The sequence below is a fragment of the Bacillus carboniphilus genome, from assembly GCF_039522365.1.
Lineage (GTDB): Bacteria > Bacillota > Bacilli > Bacillales > JC228 > Bacillus_BF > Bacillus_BF carboniphilus.
The window spans coordinates 91809-108255 of sequence record NZ_BAAADJ010000021.1; the positions used below are offsets into that span (position 1 = coordinate 91809).

Annotated in this window: 18 protein-coding genes and 1 other annotated feature; of the genes, 10 read left to right on the forward strand and 8 right to left on the reverse strand. The window is 37.5% G+C overall.

The annotated features are described in order from the left end of the window. The first annotated feature begins 17 nt into the window (after positions 1-17). Positions 18-434, forward strand: a complete 417-nt coding sequence (locus ABDZ91_RS10475) for an NUDIX hydrolase (RefSeq protein WP_343798739.1) — start codon at positions 18-20, stop codon at positions 432-434. Positions 435-527: 93 nt separating this feature from the next. After that, entirely contained in the window at positions 528-1112 is a 585-nt protein-coding gene (locus tag ABDZ91_RS10480; protein ID WP_343798740.1) for a lysophospholipid acyltransferase family protein, read from the forward strand. A gap of 35 nt (positions 1113-1147) precedes the next feature. Here ABDZ91_RS10480 and ABDZ91_RS10485 read toward each other — a convergent pair whose 3' ends face one another. Further along, positions 1148-2563 carry a peptide MFS transporter gene (locus tag ABDZ91_RS10485; RefSeq protein ID WP_425541822.1) on the reverse strand — a complete coding sequence of 472 codons (1416 nt, stop codon included), beginning with the start codon at positions 2561-2563 and terminating at the stop codon, positions 1148-1150. A 231-nt stretch (positions 2564-2794) separates the two neighbouring features. Between ABDZ91_RS10485 and ABDZ91_RS10490 the strand changes: the two genes are divergently transcribed. Continuing rightward, positions 2795-3154 carry a hypothetical protein gene (locus ABDZ91_RS10490; protein WP_343798743.1) on the forward strand — a complete coding sequence of 120 codons (360 nt, stop codon included), beginning with the start codon at positions 2795-2797 and terminating at the stop codon, positions 3152-3154. 47 nt (positions 3155-3201) lie between these two features. On the opposite strand, the gene ABDZ91_RS10495 is transcribed toward ABDZ91_RS10490, so the two are convergent. The 3 genes from ABDZ91_RS10495 to ABDZ91_RS10505 all read right to left on the reverse strand — a co-directional run bounded on the left by ABDZ91_RS10495 (position 3202) and on the right by ABDZ91_RS10505 (position 7217). Then, positions 3202-4545: a sodium-dependent transporter gene (locus ABDZ91_RS10495; protein WP_343798744.1), complete on the reverse strand. Its 1344-nt coding sequence runs from the start codon at positions 4543-4545 to the stop codon at positions 3202-3204. 76 nt (positions 4546-4621) lie between these two features. Next, positions 4622-4825, reverse strand: a binding site (T-box leader). 67 nt (positions 4826-4892) lie between these two features. Further along, the gene (locus tag ABDZ91_RS10500) at positions 4893-6116 is read right to left on the reverse strand and encodes an amidohydrolase family protein (RefSeq protein WP_343798746.1); all 1224 of its coding nucleotides are present in this window, start codon (positions 6114-6116) and stop codon (positions 4893-4895) included. A 3-nt stretch (positions 6117-6119) separates the two neighbouring features. Further along, positions 6120-7217 carry a hypothetical protein gene (locus ABDZ91_RS10505; RefSeq protein ID WP_343798747.1) on the reverse strand — a complete coding sequence of 366 codons (1098 nt, stop codon included), beginning with the start codon at positions 7215-7217 and terminating at the stop codon, positions 6120-6122. Between the two features lie 140 nt (positions 7218-7357). Here ABDZ91_RS10505 and ABDZ91_RS10510 point away from each other — a divergent pair, with 140 nt between their 5' ends. Then, on the forward strand, positions 7358-7561 hold the full coding sequence (locus tag ABDZ91_RS10510; RefSeq protein ID WP_343798749.1) for a hypothetical protein: 204 nt from the start codon (positions 7358-7360) through the stop codon (positions 7559-7561). Positions 7562-7579: 18 nt separating this feature from the next. Beyond that, positions 7580-8431 (forward strand): DUF2268 domain-containing putative Zn-dependent protease, encoded by an 852-nt coding sequence (locus ABDZ91_RS10515; protein WP_343798751.1) that lies wholly within the window; start codon positions 7580-7582, stop codon positions 8429-8431. A 6-nt stretch (positions 8432-8437) separates the two neighbouring features. On the opposite strand, the gene ABDZ91_RS10520 is transcribed toward ABDZ91_RS10515, so the two are convergent. The 4 genes from ABDZ91_RS10520 to ABDZ91_RS10535 all read right to left on the reverse strand — a co-directional run bounded on the left by ABDZ91_RS10520 (position 8438) and on the right by ABDZ91_RS10535 (position 11233). After that, entirely contained in the window at positions 8438-8725 is a 288-nt protein-coding gene (locus ABDZ91_RS10520) for an HNH endonuclease (RefSeq protein WP_343798753.1), read from the reverse strand. Positions 8726-8782: 57 nt separating this feature from the next. Further along, positions 8783-9178 carry a cytosolic protein gene (locus ABDZ91_RS10525; protein ID WP_343798755.1) on the reverse strand — a complete coding sequence of 132 codons (396 nt, stop codon included), beginning with the start codon at positions 9176-9178 and terminating at the stop codon, positions 8783-8785. A 274-nt stretch (positions 9179-9452) separates the two neighbouring features. Next, complete coding sequence (locus ABDZ91_RS10530) at positions 9453-10727, reverse strand: hypothetical protein (RefSeq protein WP_343798756.1); 1275 nt, start codon at positions 10725-10727, stop codon at positions 9453-9455. Beyond that, the gene (locus ABDZ91_RS10535; RefSeq protein WP_343798758.1) at positions 10727-11233 is read right to left on the reverse strand and encodes an RNA polymerase sigma factor; all 507 of its coding nucleotides are present in this window, start codon (positions 11231-11233) and stop codon (positions 10727-10729) included. The genes ABDZ91_RS10530 and ABDZ91_RS10535 overlap by 1 nt, the downstream gene beginning before the upstream one ends. Positions 11234-11425: 192 nt before the next feature. Here ABDZ91_RS10535 and ABDZ91_RS10540 point away from each other — a divergent pair, with 192 nt between their 5' ends. From ABDZ91_RS10540 to ABDZ91_RS10560, 5 genes are all read left to right on the forward strand, one after another. After that, positions 11426-11821, forward strand: a complete 396-nt coding sequence (locus ABDZ91_RS10540) for a VOC family protein (RefSeq protein WP_343798760.1) — start codon at positions 11426-11428, stop codon at positions 11819-11821. 239 nt (positions 11822-12060) lie between these two features. Next, positions 12061-13428, forward strand: coding sequence for an MATE family efflux transporter (locus ABDZ91_RS10545; protein WP_343798761.1), 1368 nt, complete (start codon positions 12061-12063; stop codon positions 13426-13428). Positions 13429-13849: 421 nt separating this feature from the next. Continuing rightward, entirely contained in the window at positions 13850-15394 is a 1545-nt protein-coding gene (locus tag ABDZ91_RS10550) for an ABC-F family ATP-binding cassette domain-containing protein (protein WP_343798763.1), read from the forward strand. A 176-nt stretch (positions 15395-15570) separates the two neighbouring features. Next, positions 15571-16053 carry a tetratricopeptide repeat protein gene (locus ABDZ91_RS10555; protein WP_343798764.1) on the forward strand — a complete coding sequence of 161 codons (483 nt, stop codon included), beginning with the start codon at positions 15571-15573 and terminating at the stop codon, positions 16051-16053. A gap of 39 nt (positions 16054-16092) precedes the next feature. After that, complete coding sequence (locus ABDZ91_RS10560) at positions 16093-16443, forward strand: hypothetical protein (protein ID WP_343798766.1); 351 nt, start codon at positions 16093-16095, stop codon at positions 16441-16443. Positions 16444-16447: the final 4 nt, after the last annotated feature.

Sequence of the window (16447 nt, forward strand, 5' to 3'; positions counted from 1 at the left end):
AAGGAAGTGTCCTAATATTGATAAGTGAAAATATGATCGTCATTGGTGTAAAAGGAATCATTGTACATAATGGGAAAGTTTTAATTATTAAGCGTGCACAAGATGCCCATGTTGGTGGCCATACGTGGGAGTGTCCCGGTGGAAAGCTTGAATTTGGTGAGAGTTTAGAAGAAGCTCTCATACGGGAGGCTAAAGAAGAAGTAGGACTAGATATTCAAGTTGAAGAATTGCTGTATGCTACTACATTTAATACATCATCCACTAGGCAAGTAGTTTTACTAACCTTTAGGTGTAGTTGTAAAGAAAATACCATTACCTTATCAAATGAGCATTCTGAGTTTTATTGGGCAAATAAAGACGAACTCTATGAATCTTTACCAGTTCACATTTTAACTGATTTCCAAAAATATAATATTTTTGAACTATTAAACTAGAATAATTAGGGTAATAAATTTATAATAAAATCATTCTACGAAATGCGACAAATGCAGGGTGGAGACTGATACCACCCGAATAAGGTGAGGGTTATGTATCGTTTTGCAAAGGGTTTAGCAAGGGTTTTATTTTATGGATTTAAGAAGGTTGAAGTAAAGAATAGACATCTTGTAAAAGGCAAGGAAGGATACGTTATTGCTTGTACCCATGATGGTTGGCTAGAGATAATTGCTTTGGGGGTAACATTACCGAAATCCATTCATTATATGGCTAAGAAGGAACTATTCGAAAATCGAGTTATTGGCTATTTTTTGAAAAGGCTGAATGCTTTTCCGGTAAATCGGGATAATCCTGGTCCTAGTAGCTTAAAGACTCCTATAAAATTGTTAAAGTCCGGAGAGGTTGTCGGAATTTTCCCGCACGGAACGAGGACGGCCGAAGACATTTCATTAAAAAGAGGAGCCGTAACGATTGCAAATTTAGCAAAAGCTCCTATTGTACCGGCTTATTATGACGGTCCAAATACGTTAAAAGAACTATACTTCTCACGTAAAAAGACAACGGTTATCTTTGGAGAACCTTTTTACATCAAAACATCAAATAAAGAAGAAATTGCTGAATATACAGATTATCTAAATGAGCAATTTAAACAACTTAAAAAGGTCTTGGAAAAATAAGACAGAGGCGCTACATGTAGCCTCTGTCTATTTTTTTATGAACGTGTTGGATTTTCAATTTCATCAATATGCATGAGCTTTTGAAGCGGCTTTGAAATGGCAAGTAAGATCAGTCCCACTAAAATAGCTGCTATACCTAAATATAGAAAAATCTCTAAGTAGCCAAATTCTTGTGTTAACGAAGCAATATAACCGGCTAAGTAATTTGCACCTGCATTACTGAGGAACCACACTCCCATGAGTAGTGATGCAATCTTAACAGGAGCCATTTTACTAACCAATGAAAGTCCTATTGGAGAAAGTGCAAGCTCACCTAGAGTATGACAGAGATAAGTAACTACCATAAAGAGCATACTTGCTCTAGCGACGATATTTCCTTCATCACTACCTGTATATAGAACAGCCGGAACAAGAACAAGGAATCCTATTCCAAGTAATAATAGTCCTAATGCCATCTTAGTAGGAATGGCTAAGTCCCCACGCTTTGTTTTGGATAATCGGAGCCAAAACAAAGAAACAACAGGAGCTAATATTAAAATAAATAAAGGATTTAATGATTGAAAGAAAGAAACAGGAACTTCGTAGCCAAAGATGGTTCGATCTATAAAATCTCTTGTATAAAGGGTAAAAGATGCACCTGCCTGTTCAAACCCTGCCCAGAAGAAGATAGTGAAACAAGCTAGAATTAAAATAACAGCTGTTCGGTGTTTATCATTTCGAGATAATGGTTTTGCTTTGTTTTCATCGTCTAATATTGAATTCTGAACTGCTGGTTTCTCTCCTATTGTCCCTAAATATTTTTTTGACAGCAGATTAAAAGTAAGTTGACCAATGATCATACCAATAGATGATGCAAGGAATGCATACTTAAACCCAAATTGCTCAACTCCACCAGTATTCGAATAAAATAAATTAGCATAAATGAATCCAGCAACTAGTGGTGAAATAAGCGCACCTAAGTTGATTCCCATATAAAAGATGGTAAATGCAGAATCTTTTCGTGGATCATTTTTATCATAAAGTTCACCAACAAGTGTTGAAATGTTAGGTTTAAAGAAACCATTTCCTATAATGAGAAGTAGTAGACCTAGATATAGCCCCCACACTTCCTGGACGGCAAAAAGCGTGAAATCCCCTAATGCCATTGTAATACCTCCGATGGTTATGGCCGTACGCAATCCAATAAAACGGTCTGTTAAGTACCCGCCAATTAATGGGGTAAAGTAAACCAACCCAGTGTAAGTACCGTACAACCGTAGAGCAGATGCATTATCTACACCAAGTCCACCACTAATTAGCTCGGCAGTAAGATATAATACCAAAATGGATCGCATCCCATAGTAACTATATCTCTCCCACATTTCTGTGATAAATAACAGATAGAGTCCCTTTGGATGCTTCATTTTATCGTCACGGTATACTTCGGAGTTTTGGTTTATTGTTCTTTCCACCTGTAATACCTCCATATGAATAATTCCAATTCCAAAATTAGATGTCTACTCAGTAAAGTCTCCAATCCGTTTTCACTTCATTCTCCTGAAATAATAGAGAAAGTTTATTTATTGGTGGTAGCATCTGGAAAGAAGGGGTATAATAAAGAAAAGGGGAATTCCCACTGTCTTCTGTTGTTATCTCTCACCTCAGAAGGCGTGAGGCTGAACACAGAAAGGGATGACCAAAAGATGCTCTATCAAGCTAAACTAGGTGATGGAATGAAACAGAAGGGGGTAAAGAGAACGAATTCTTTCTTTACAACTCCTGAGGATGCAGTTTCGGAAGCATTTGCACTAAAAGAAAAGATAGATGGTAGATACAAAAATAAAATTGTGTGGGATTATGAAGGAGAAATTACAGGTTCTAGTAAAAACCTTAAAATCCTTAAAGGCTATTTGGATGGTGACCGGAACTCTCATGCATTTTATTTGCAAATTCTATCCGTGAGAAAGTCAAAGAAATTAACCACAATCTCACCCATAAAACCTGTTAAACTTTCAGCAAAAGATAAGAAAGCATTAGAGAGTGCAGTTAGATATTTTAATTAAAGAAAAGGCTTTGGAGAAGTAATTCTCCAGAGCCTTTGTTGTTTTAATTACCAAACACCTAAAACATCAAACATTACTGCCAAAATCAACACTGGTGCAACAAAGCGAATAAGGAAGAACCATGTTTCAAAAAGTCCTTTTTTAAATCCACTCCCTTGTTTTAATTCATCATATAGCTGTGTTTTTTTCATTTTTAATGGGACAAATATACTGATCAGTAAAGCTCCTAGTGGTAGAAGTACATTACTAACTGAATAATCGGCAAGATCAAAGATGGTTTTATTAAACAGAGTAACATCACTTAGAACACCATAAGAAAGTGCGGATGGAACCCCTGCAATGAAAATAGCAATTCCTGTTAGCCATGCCCACTGCCTTCGTTTTGTAGGTGCTCCATTGCTAATGACTGAAACAATTATCTCTAGCATTGAAAAAGCAGAGGTTAAGGCAGCAAATAAGAATAACAGTAAGAATGCAATAAAGAACCACATACCGAACGGTAATTGACTAAAAATAGTTGGTAGTACATTAAAAAGTAAGACAGGACCTGCACCTGGTTCAAGGTCGAATGAAAACACGGCAGGGAAGATAGCTAATCCTGCAAGGAGAACGATAAAAATATTCATCCCTACAATGGATATAGCTGACCTTGGTAAGCTTTGGTTCTTTGGCAAATAAGAACTATAGGTGACCATAACAGAAACCCCTACACTTAATGTGAAAAAGGACTGGCCCATTGCCTCTAAGATTGTTTTTGAGGTTACCTTTGAAAAATCAGGTTGTAGGAGGAAGCGAATCCCTTCCAAAGATCCTTCAAGTGTTACCGCACGTATAACGAGAACGATAAAGAGGATAAATAAGGCTGGCATCATAATGGCGCTTGCCCGTTCAATTCCTTTTTGAACCCCTTTTGCAACTACGATAATGGTTAATAAAATGAAAAGGAATTGTACTAGAATACTAACGATTGGATCTGAGATGGTGGCACCAAATACATTACCATATTCCTCAGATGTTAAGCCGTTTAAATCACCAGCTAAAGCCTTTATTAGGTAGATAATAATCCATCCACCGATGACACTGTAAAACGAAAGTAAAATAAAAGATGTAATCATACCGGTAATACCGAGCCAGTACCACTTCGTTCCAGGTGCTATTTTTTTATAACTGTTCACAGCATTATCCTGTGCGGTTCGTCCAATTGAAAACTCAGCTAAAAGTAACGGAAGTCCAAGAATGAGTGTGAACAGAATAAAGATCAGGAAGAAAGCGCCTCCACCATTTTGTCCAGCCGTATAAGGAAACTTCCAAATGGCCCCCAATCCAATTGCAGACCCAGCTGCAGCTAAAATAAAACCTAGTCTTGATGACCATTGTTCTCGTTGTCGCATGTCTTGACTCCTTCCGTATTTTTTTAAATATTACCCCAATTGGTTCGTGGGGAAACAAAAAAAAGCCCCTACAAAATGTAGGGACGAATTTCTATTCGCGGTACCACCCTAGTTATGAGACTTCATCTCATCACTCAAAAAGTATAACGGTCTTCACCGTCTCAATGAAGAGAAGCTCCAGAAATGAAATTCACTATTTGCCCTGTACCGGTTTACAGCAACCACCGGCTCTCTATGAACAAGAATAGAATAGCTACTTTGTTTCCTTCAAAGCATTATAAAAATTCAATTAATTTGTTATTTATTTTTATCATGGATAGAGAAGGGTGTCAAACCTATCTTTTGAGCTAACTTTTGCGCTCTATTACTTTTTGTCCATGAAAATAGACATGTTTGATTTGCTCAGGATCTGTAATTTCCAAGCCCGGAAGCCCTGTTGCTACCAAAAAGTTTGCCTGAAGACCATGTTCTAATCTACCAAAAAGATTCCCTTTACCAAGAATGTTGGAGGGATTATTGGTTATTAGAGCTAGGCATTGATTATCGTTATATCCATTCTGGTGTAATAACTCCATGGCTGGTTTAGCAACCAACATAAGGGTTTCAGGACCTTTAAGGTGTTGGTCCGTAAAGTGAAGCCATGGCACATTTGGGTAGGGAGGTAAATAAGCGTCTGTAGCAATTGAAACGGGAATATTTAACTGCATCATTTTAAGAATCTCTTCAGGAGAATTTGGTTTAATATGAGTCCCACCCATTGGAGTAGCAACTATTTTAGTTTTTTGTTGAGCTACTTTTTGCAATTGGATATCTGTTATTCCATGGGAATGGTGTAATACATCAATCTCTGCTTCAAGTGCTAGAGCAATTCCTTCTTCACCAGCTACATGTGCACCTATTTCTTTATTGACCTCATGGTAAATGGATACGATTTGTTGTAGCTCTTGAAGGGAGTAGATAATTTCACCAGCTCTAGGGACTTCGGTGACTGAAAAGTTAGCCGGAGTTGCATTGATAAAGATATTTTCTCCAGGATACTCACTTTCCATTGCTAGATTCTTTACTACTAATGGATCGACTAAGTCCTTTTTCTTTAATTTTTGGGACTTGGTAACTGAAGAAAAGTGGGCTAAGTCTTCAAACCCAATTGAAATGCTTGTTGTGGCAAAACTAATATCGATTGGAAAGTCAGAGGAGGATATTTTATAATCCTCTAAAGAAAAATCACATAAGGGATGGCCACAGATTTGCTCACCTAATGCTGTAATTCCTGAAGAAAGAGCTGTGAAAAGTATAGATTGCGCTGCCTGAAAATGTGTTTCTTGTGTTACGGGATAGAGGGACGAAGGTGCAAACTCAAGTAAATGAGTATGACAATCAACCAAAGATGGCGTAATGACCATGTCCGAGTAATCCACTACAGGTAACTCAAGATATTTCTGTTTTAAACTTGCCCATGGACCAATATCACGAATTAAATGATCCTCAATCACCATAGCTCCGTCTTCTATCGTGCCTAATTCACTAACCGTCACTAGACGTTTACCTCTAATGATAAAGCGATCACACATATTTTACACCACCAGTAATGGAGTTAAGAAATAGCCAAGTAAACAAGCAGTAATAATTCGAATAATCATACCAACAATAGCTGCCTCCAAAACTTCTTTTTCATTTAACCCAGAACTTTGAGCCCACGTTACAGGTACTTGACCAAAGATAACAGAAAGTGGCAGTCCAGAGTTAGCCAGTACAAACGATCCTACAATTAAACTAGGTGGAATGTTAGATGCGAGCTCAGCTAATTGAGCTACAGCCAAAGTAGGGGCTGCAAGGACGGAGACTATTCCTGTACTTGGTTCAATACTTAAAAATGTTAAAACAGAGGCCATTCCAGCTTCAATTGGAGCCCAGATACCAATAAATTTAAACATTCCGATAAAGAAAAACACAACTGCAACAGCAGGAATAATAGTTAAAAAGAGTAATTCTACACCTTCTTTTGCAGAACTAAAAATGGTGTCTAATATTCTTGTTTTTGGAGTAAACCGTGGTAGTGCTTCCAATTCAACTTTTTGGGTATCTCGATATATGGTCTTGGATAGCAACCATGGTACGAGAATAATCGGAACAAAGATTGAAAGTATCACTAGTGGAAAGGCGTTAATTCCGAAGGCTGCTAAAGCAATGAGTCCAAGCACAAAGGTTGCAAAAGATTGAGGTGATTGAATCATCGTAGCAACCGATATTTTTTGTTCCGCCTTTGTAGCATTTGCCTTAACTAAGATAGGGCCGGCAATTTTACCTGCAGCATTGATATCACCTAGAATATTGTAAACACTCGGTATGATCACTGAAGGGTTTATTTTAAACCACTTCATAATAGGAACAAATAATCGAATCAATCCATCAGTAAAACCAAATCGTTCTAGTATTCTTCCAACAATCACACTAACAATGATCGCAATTCCAACCTCACTGGTTAAAAAAGTATCTACTACAATCGGCTTTACTTCTTTAATCATTGTGTCGAATAGCTGTGAAAGTGAGTTGGGTGCAAATAATAGGAGTGCTAACGAAAGAAACACTAATAAAATACCAATGACCTCAAAAGTGCTCCATTTCCTTCTTGATGAGTCTGGCGGTCGACTTTTAATGGGATTCTTCTCCATTACTCCCTTACCTCCTAGTTATCAATATTTTGAATTAGTTTATGTCGAATAAAAAAATGTGTGTTTGCCTATAGGAAATCTAGATGTGTATGTAGAAATGGTAAAATAGGGAAGAAGGCATGTAGGAAGGGTGGATTCACTTGAAAAAGTTCGAAGAAGATCCAAAACCGTTTAATGATGCCATGGACCATTTACATAAAGTAGAGGGCATTTCAATTCAGAATACTGACATGAGTAAACTTCCGAAGGGGTTACGCTACTTTGGTTATTTCATGACCATCTTTTTTACGATTTCTATTCTGTTTATCATTGTGGGAATACTGCTTCAAAAATTGAATGAATAGGAACATGGAGGAATTTATATGGATCAAATAAAAATTGTGAATTATGCGGACAAATTTCTTACGTTTTATGAGACAGCTATAAAAGAAAATGCAGATAGCGAAAGAAGATGGGAGCTCTGGAATAAACATTATGGCTTTGCTGCTGTTCCTCCAGGAGAACAAGGGAGAGCGATTGCTAGAAAACTTTTAGAAGAAGCATGGCCAAAGTATCCATCTATCATTGAGAGGATAAAAAACTGGGATCCTAAGGTGGAAGAAATCCAAAATGTTTTAATTGAAGTTAAAGAAACGTTAGGGTACACGGATTCTATTAGTCTTGGAGTTTTATACTATGTGGGAGGTTTAGAGAGAAACGCGTTTGTTGCACCTGGTGAAGGAGGGCAAATTTTTGTCTGTCTTCCCATTGAAGAGGATGATGTTGACATCATTTTGGCTCATGAGTTAACTCACATTGTTCACGCAAAAAAAGCAAATCATACTCCTAACTGGGAAAGAAATATTGCTTCGACTATATTGATGGAGGGCTTAGCCATACATGTAAGCCAATTGTTAGTTCCTGGTCGACCGGTTAAGGAGTATATCGAACACAAACCTAATTGGTTACAGCAATGTTATAGTAAAAAGCGTTCTATTATCGAAGGAATTTTTAATCATTTAAGTGAATCGGATTCAGATGCAGTCTATCGATTTACAATGGGGGAAGGAACAACAGGGATTGATCGAGAGGCTTATTTTGCAGGGTGGGAGCTTGTTGATTTTGCGATGAAAAATGGGCACACTCTTAGTGAAATCGCTGAAATAGAAGAAAAAGATGCTCCTGTTTTTGTTGAAAAGCTTATCTTAAAGTATTTGGAGGAAATGCTTGTTTGAAGGTGGTCACCGACGCCTTTTCCGTTCATTAGACTTTCTCGTCTGCACTAACTTAGTAGCCGGCTGTTTGCGAATCCATTTAATAAATGAATGGATTTTTTCATCACTTTTTAAAGCCGAGATGGTATCTAATCTAGTGGCCAGTTCTTCATTTGTATAAAGAGCATGAATTTGTTTATGACAAGGGATGCATAACAGGGCAGTAGGTTTAAAAGAACCACCCATTTCTCTTGGAGTTAAATGGTGGACGGTTGTTTCTACATTACATCTACCACATAATTCACAACAATTCATACCTTTTACTACCTCCAACAAATAAAAGGGACTTCTCTTTAGAAGCCCCTTATTTTATTATGAATTCTTGGCATCTTCAACAATGTGATAAAGTAAGTGACCGAGATGGTGAATAGGCCCGTAATCTTGTTCCTCTTCGTTCTCCGGTTCTTCCTCTTGAAATTCGAGGTCATTCAAGTACAATGCCATAAACTCATAAAAATCTTTTAGCTCAAAGGAGAAACAATAACTCGGATCTTCTTGTTCTTCTTCGTATAATAAGGTGAGATAATGTAGATTGCCCTCAGCATCTGCCCCATCAAAAAAGACAAAGAACCCAATGTTGGTATCTAGCTCAAACAAATGACGCGTACCACCTTCGGTTACTTTATGAAAATCTTCTTCCTCTAGAACTTTCACATTCATTGCATCGACAGCATCTTCTTTATGAAAGGTAACCTTGAATTCCTTCATTTTAAAAACCTCCACGTAATTTTCCTACTTTATTTAGAATGTACAAAAAGTAGGGTTGTAAACCTTTTTTGTTTCGGGAAAGGAGAAGTAGTGCCCGTTTTAGTGAGGTCAGTCGGGAAAAGGGAACTAGAAGAAGGGAGTAGTGCCAGTTTTGGAAAAGTTAGCTGAGAAAGGGGAACTAGACGAGAGAAGTAATGTCCGTTTTGGAAATGCCAGCAAAAAGCTACCTACTAACAAAAAAAGCTGACTCTCCTGGAGCCAGCTTTATATCAACTTAAATGGTCCATTGGTCATGAACAATTGCTACCAGTCTTAGGACACCATCATTGTCCATTTCATAGACTAGATTTAAACTACCCCAATCCATGTCACCGTAATGTTCTGTTCCTTTTACAAAAAATTCGACAACAAAGGAATCTGGAAATACCTCTTTTATATTATTGATCGAATTTCCACGTGAGACCATTTCGTCAATCCGGAATTGGTTTGAATTCGTGTAATCTTTGTTGAAAACATATATTTCAAAGTATTCACTAGCTGTCATTTCAATAGGAAAACCACTCCCATCTTGGAATCCCCATTGATATACGGTTGGATCCTCTAGAAGGGTTACAACCTCTTCGGCACTAAACACTTGAGCATCCTCCTGTATATAAATGTAAGGGGAAAACAAAAGGCCTTTTGTTGGATGTACATATTCTGCTATCTTCTCAAAGTCACGATCTTTTAGATATTCTACAATCCAACGTGAACTTTCATACAACTGGCCTGGTTTATCATTTTTATTGACGTGATAAATATTTTCTTCAATAAAAAATTGGTCAGTGAATTTATCTAAACCAGATTCTTGTATAACATAATATTCTTTGTTGATTTCAACATTGCCTTTGTCGTCAAAGTACAAACTTAAAACATTTCTATTATCATAATCTTCAATTCCGTCATTAGGAAGGATATCATATTGGTCATACAATTTAATGGTTCGGTAACCATAGCTATCACCCACTTCATCCGTTGGTTTGATCTTTGTTACTTTCAATCCGTCAATAAATTGTCTTAACGTATTTGGATCTAAGGAAACATAAGTGGTTGTTATTCCTTCATCATTGGTAATGAACCCTTCAACCTTAATCAAATCACCAGTTAATACTTCTTCATATTCACTGTATACATCCGTTACGGTTACTTCTTCTTGGTCTTCACCCTCATCGTCTGGTTCTTCTTGTTCAGGTTCTTCTTCTGGAAGCTTTTCTTGATCATTCGGATCAGGCACAACTTCTTCAGAGCCAGGGTCTGTTACATTTTGTTTAGGCTCATTGTTACCTGTAAAACTAAATGCTAAGCCAATGCCCAAAACGAGTACAGCTACACTTGAGAGCCCGACAAAAATTTTACTCATAATATCCCCTCTTTTTTGTTTTTGTTCTAATTTGTCGGCCACATCCATAATGTTTTGATGGATTTGCTGCTGCTTGGATTTGTCTAATTGTAGTTTTGGGAAAGACTTCATTTCTTGTTCTAAGTCCTTGAAATCGTCGTTTTTGTTCATTATTGTATACCTCCTTGCAGCTTGCGGAGTTTTTGAAGCGCACGGTGATAAGTCGACCGAACTTTGCTTTCTGTCCATTTTAAAATGGTGGCCGTTTCCGCAACAGACAATTGTTTGATTCCTCTTAAGATGAGAACATCCCGATCATTACTTTTTAATGACTGAATCATTTGGTATAGAGTTGCTTTCGTTTCTTGTTGGTCCACCATAAGCTCAGGTGTTAGCTCATGTCCCTGTTCTTGCCATTCATGGATTGGAACAGAATAATGATGAGCTCTACTTTTTCTCTTCCGACTTTCGTCGATGGCAACATTTCGCGCTATGCGAATAAGCCAAGTTTTAGGTTGAGCTTCCTTTTTAAAGGTGGATAGTCCCTTTAGTGCCTTTATAAACACTTCCTGTACCAGGTCCTCCACATCAGTTGAGCCTGTATAATAAACTAAAAAACTGTAAACATCGTTGCTGTATTCATGAAACCATTGTGAAATAATTTCTTTATTTGACATGTCAAAGCCCCCGGGAATTATTTCTCACATTTATAGACGTAAATAGTTTTCTATTATTACATATTTATTTCAAAAAAATGGCCTATTTTTACCATATCAAGAAGAAGGGAGGCTTCCAATCCCTTTTTCGCCAGGGGCATTTAAATTAGGTTATAATCGAAATGATGTATACCAAAAGGGTGGAGACAAAATATGAAAATATCTAAGATTGAGCATGTTGCTATTATCGTGAAAGATATGGACAAGGCTATTGATTTTTATCAGGAAGTATTTGATTTTTTTCTTCGAGCAAGAGGGGATACTGCGAAAAGAGAGTTAGCTTTTCTTAGACATTCGAATAATGATGATGTTGAAATTGAGTTAATTAGAGATTTAGAACCACAGGATGGCCAGTATTCTGGTTCGGGAATTGTGAATCATTTGGCATTTACAGTCGAGAACTTAGAAGATGCGGTTAATTATTACAAGGATAAAGGAATAAAGTTTAATTCTGAAAAAGTGAATGTCTCAATTGATGGATCTCGAAACATATTCTTCAATGGGCCGAATGGAGAGCTTTTGCAGTTGGTAGAGCCAGTGAAGCGGTAATCTAATTTTAAAAATAATCGAGGCACATTCGAGGACTGCACTTGTTGTTGCCCCCTGCTTTTAATCAGTTTTTCACTTGTCGTGTAATAGAAGTTCTAGTAATATTGTTAGAGGCTCTAAATAAATATAAACGGAGCAAGGAATTATATGATTAAAATCAATACCGATTTTAAGAATAGCGCCTATTTGTGGAGGGCGTCCTTTTTTTTGCGTGTTAACAGAAAGGAGTGGTGATATCAATGAAACAAACCTACACACTTTATGAAAAAATGAAACTAATATTTGTTTTATTAGTACCGATATTAATCACTCAGCTGGGCATGTTTTCAATGGTGTTTTTTAACACGATTATGTCTGGAAAATATGACTCTAGTGATTTAGCTGCTGTAGCTATTGGTTCCTCCATTTGGAATCCGGTATTTACAGGCTTGAGTGGAATATTGCTAGCTGTTTCTCCGATTGCTGCTCAACATTTTGGTGAGAAAAAAGGAGAGGAAGTGCGGTCTGTTGTAAAAAACGGAATATATCTCTCGGTCATCATCGCAACAATTGTTATTGTTGCTGGATTTTTCTTGCTTAATCCAATACTAGCTTTCATGAATTTACCTGGAGAAGTGGAGAGTACGGCCCGTGAATATTTAATAGGGCTAAGTTTTGGTATTATTCCGTTGTTTGTTTTTAACGTATTAAGATCCTTTATATATGCATTGGGTAAAACGAGAGTGGTTATGGTCATCTTAATTGCAGCATTACCCATTAACTTTATCTTTAACTATGTTTTGATATTTGGTCGTTTTGGATTTCCTGAATTAGGAGGAGCAGGAGGGGGATATGCAACGGCTATTACCTACTGGTTTATTTTAGCGATGACAGCGTTCATTATTGTAAAACAAGAACCTTTCTCTGGATTCAAGGTATTTTCCGATGGAATTGAGTTTTCAATGGAGAAATGTAAAGAAATCCTGAAAATCGGGGTACCGATGGGATTATCTATCTTTTTTGAAACGAGCATGTTTGCGGTCGTAACAATTTTAATTAGTAAATTTAACATAACGACGATTGCTGCTTATCAGTCCGCGCTAAATATTGTTTCTTTCTTATATATGATCCCAATCAGTATCTCGATGGCACAAACAGTTCTTGTAGGGTATGAGGTAGGAGCTGGCCGATATAAGGATGCAAAGGCATATAGCTGGCTTGGAATCTATTTGTCTATCATAATTGCATTATTGACTGGCTTACTTGTGGTCTTGTTCCGTTATGAGGTTGCAGGTCTTTACTCAAATGAGACAGCAGTCATTTCGCTAACTGCTCATTTCCTAATTTATGCTCTATTTTTCCAGATGTCAGATGCCATACAGGCCACAGCCCAAGCAGCATTAAGAGGTTACAAAGATGTGAACATTTCCTTCATCATTACACTGATTGCTTATTGGTTCATTTGTCTCCCGGTTGGTTATGTATTAGCTCATTATACAAGCTTTGGGGCAAGGGGCTACTGGGTTGGTTTGACGGTTGGATTATTGGCAGCTGGACTCTGTTTATCGGCGCGTTTGATTTATATTCAGAAAAAGAAATTTGTCGTAGTGGAGTCAAAGAGTGCTTAATGAATGGCCCATTTTGGGGTTGGTGTATTTACAGAAATAGGATTTTGTTGTAATATGTTTATGGATTACTAATTTTTAACATTAAGGGAGGAAAAGAGTCCGATGAGTATGTCTGTTGTTTTTCAAATGGTTTTAGCTTAAGACGGGATAAGTCTGCCCATTTTTAGCAAAACCAATCGTAAAACAACGGACAATTCAGACCCTTTCCTCATGATATATTAGGAATATGGAGAAAGATAGGTGTATGCTCATAGCTGCTCCTCCTGTTTTCATATTCCCAGTCTGTAACAAAGGTAGGGTGTGTTTGCATCCTGCCTTTTTTGTATGGAAATTTATATAAGGAAGTATCTCCTAAAGCATTGGGGGGTGTCCTTCAGGTTTTACGATTGGTCAGTTACCAACGATAAAGGAGAGACCAATAATGAGCATTGTAAATGTTGAAAAAATTACCCACTACTACGGGGATAAATTAGTACTTAAAGATGTAGATTTTCGATTACTACCGAATGAACGTGTAGGATTAGTTGGGCCAAATGGGGCTGGAAAATCTACTTTGTTGAATATATTATCAGGACATCTTTTGCCTGATGCCGGATCGGTTAACTGGCTACCTAATATTCAGGTTGGCTTCCTTGAGCAACAGGTTGATTTAAAGGATGGCTTATCTATTCGAGATTATTTAAGAAGTGCATTTCAGTTTTTATATCAGGCTGAACGAGAGATGATGGAGTTATCGAATCGAATGGGGGATTGTAATCCTGATGAGCTAGAGAAAGTGCTTACTCGGTTTTCGAAGCTACAAGAGCTTCTAGACCAACACGATTTCTATATGGTAGACCCAACTATTGAAGAGATTTCAAATGGTTTAGGGATTTCAGCCTTAGGCTTGGATTCGGATGTTGGACAATTAAGCGGGGGACAAAGAACGAAGCTATTGTTGGCAAAGCTCTTACTCGAGAAACCTCATGTGTTGCTATTGGATGAACCAACCAACTATTTAGATTACGAACACATTGAATGGCTGAAGGATTATTTAAGGAACTATCCAAACTCATTTATTTTAATTTCACATGATACGTCATTTATGAACGAAGTAGTCAATGTGATTTACCACTTGGAGCATAAGAATTTAACTCGCTATATCGGAAATTATCAAAAATTTATGGAAACGTATGAACAAAGAAAACAACAGATTCATCTAGCTTACGATCGACAACAAGCTGAAATTGAAAAGTTGGAGACGTATATTAGCAAGAACAAGGTGCGAGCATCTACATCCAAACAAGCAAAAGCACGTGAAAAGAAGCTGGCTAAAATAGATAAGATTGAAAAGCCGAAACCATTACCGAAGCCTAGATTTTCATTTCAAGTTTCTAACAGACCCGGTAGCTTAATTGTTGAGGTTAGTGAGTTACAGGTGGGTTATGATTACTCATTATTACCACCGATGTCTTTCTCCTTAAAGAGGGGTGAAAAGGTAGCAATTACTGGGCATAACGGAATTGGTAAGTCAACGACTTTAAAGACCATTATGGGTGAGTTGAGACCTTTAGGTGGAGAGATTTCCTTTGGTCAGTATGTAAAGCCTGCTTATTTTGCACAGGAATGGGAAATGAACTCAGCACGAACTCCACTTGAGTATATTTGGGGGCTGCATGAAGATATGACTCAAAAAGAGGTTCGTCAAGCTCTGGCGCGCGCGGGGTTAAGATCTGAGCATATTTTTCAACCTCTTCATTCACTAAGTGGTGGAGAGCAAACGCGGGTAAGATTATGTAAGTTGATTCTAGAAAAAAGTAACTGGTTAATCTTGGACGAACCAACGAACCACTTAGACATTCAAGCGAAAGAATCACTTAAAGATGCACTGAAAAAGTATGAAGGAACCGTCATCCTCGTTTCACATGAGCCAGAATTCTACAAAAACTGGATCACACAAGTTTGGAATATGGAGCAATGGAGGTAGGATTCGACATGTGTTTGTCACACTACGAAGTTTGTCGAATTAGAACGACACAAAAATTCGACAGATTCGACACGGTATGAATTTTGTCGAATCTATGCGAGAGTGCATTTTTGGAATTTCGACAAATGCCTTTCACTGTCAAAATTTGTCGAATAAACGTGGAGAGGAGTAGGGAAATGGAACTACTTGAAAGAGCAATTTCATTGAGAGAAGAGAAGAAGTTTGAGGAAGCACGTGACATTTTACTAAGTCTACACAATCAATACCCGGAAGACCCAAATGTTTCTTACCAGTGTGCATGGGTTCATGACAACATGGGGCTTGAAAGTGAAGCTATTCCTTACTATATTCATGCAATAGAACACGGATTGAATGCTGCGGAGCGAAGAGGGGCTTTACTTGGCCTGGGGAGCACTTACCGGACATTAGGTCTATACACTGAGTCTAAAACCATTTTAGAGCAGGGCTTACTTGAGTATCCAGATGCACAAGAGTTTGCTATTTTTTATGCTATGACTCTTTATAATTTAGGAGAAAGCAAAAAGGCAATGGAGATTTTATTGACTAAGTTGATAGACCTTACTGCAAATCCTGACATTAAAAGATATGAACAAGCTATTCGATTTTACGCGGATAAATTGGATCAAATATGGAAGTAGAAATTAGAATGATAGAGACAAGTAAAGGATGATTTCAAAATGAAAATCGGCAGGATGGTTAGGCAATTATTAGATTCAGAGAGAAGTGATGAACTAGGTGATGGAATAGAACATCGAAGAATAATGGTGAGCGTTTACTACCAGGTAGAGGATAATTGGGAAACGAATCAAATTCCAACTTATTTAGATTTGTTCACACCAAAAGCAGAGGAAGCAGCTAGCATTCTAGCTGAAATGGGAGCAGATGTGAAACACCTTAAACACTTAAGTCTATCTTCTTTTAATAATGCTCCAATATCAGAAAGAACACCACCATTACCTGGGGTAGCGTCAGGAAAATGCGGATTTACAACGCTAAGCACATTTTCGAGACGATTCCCCCATTTTTAACAAC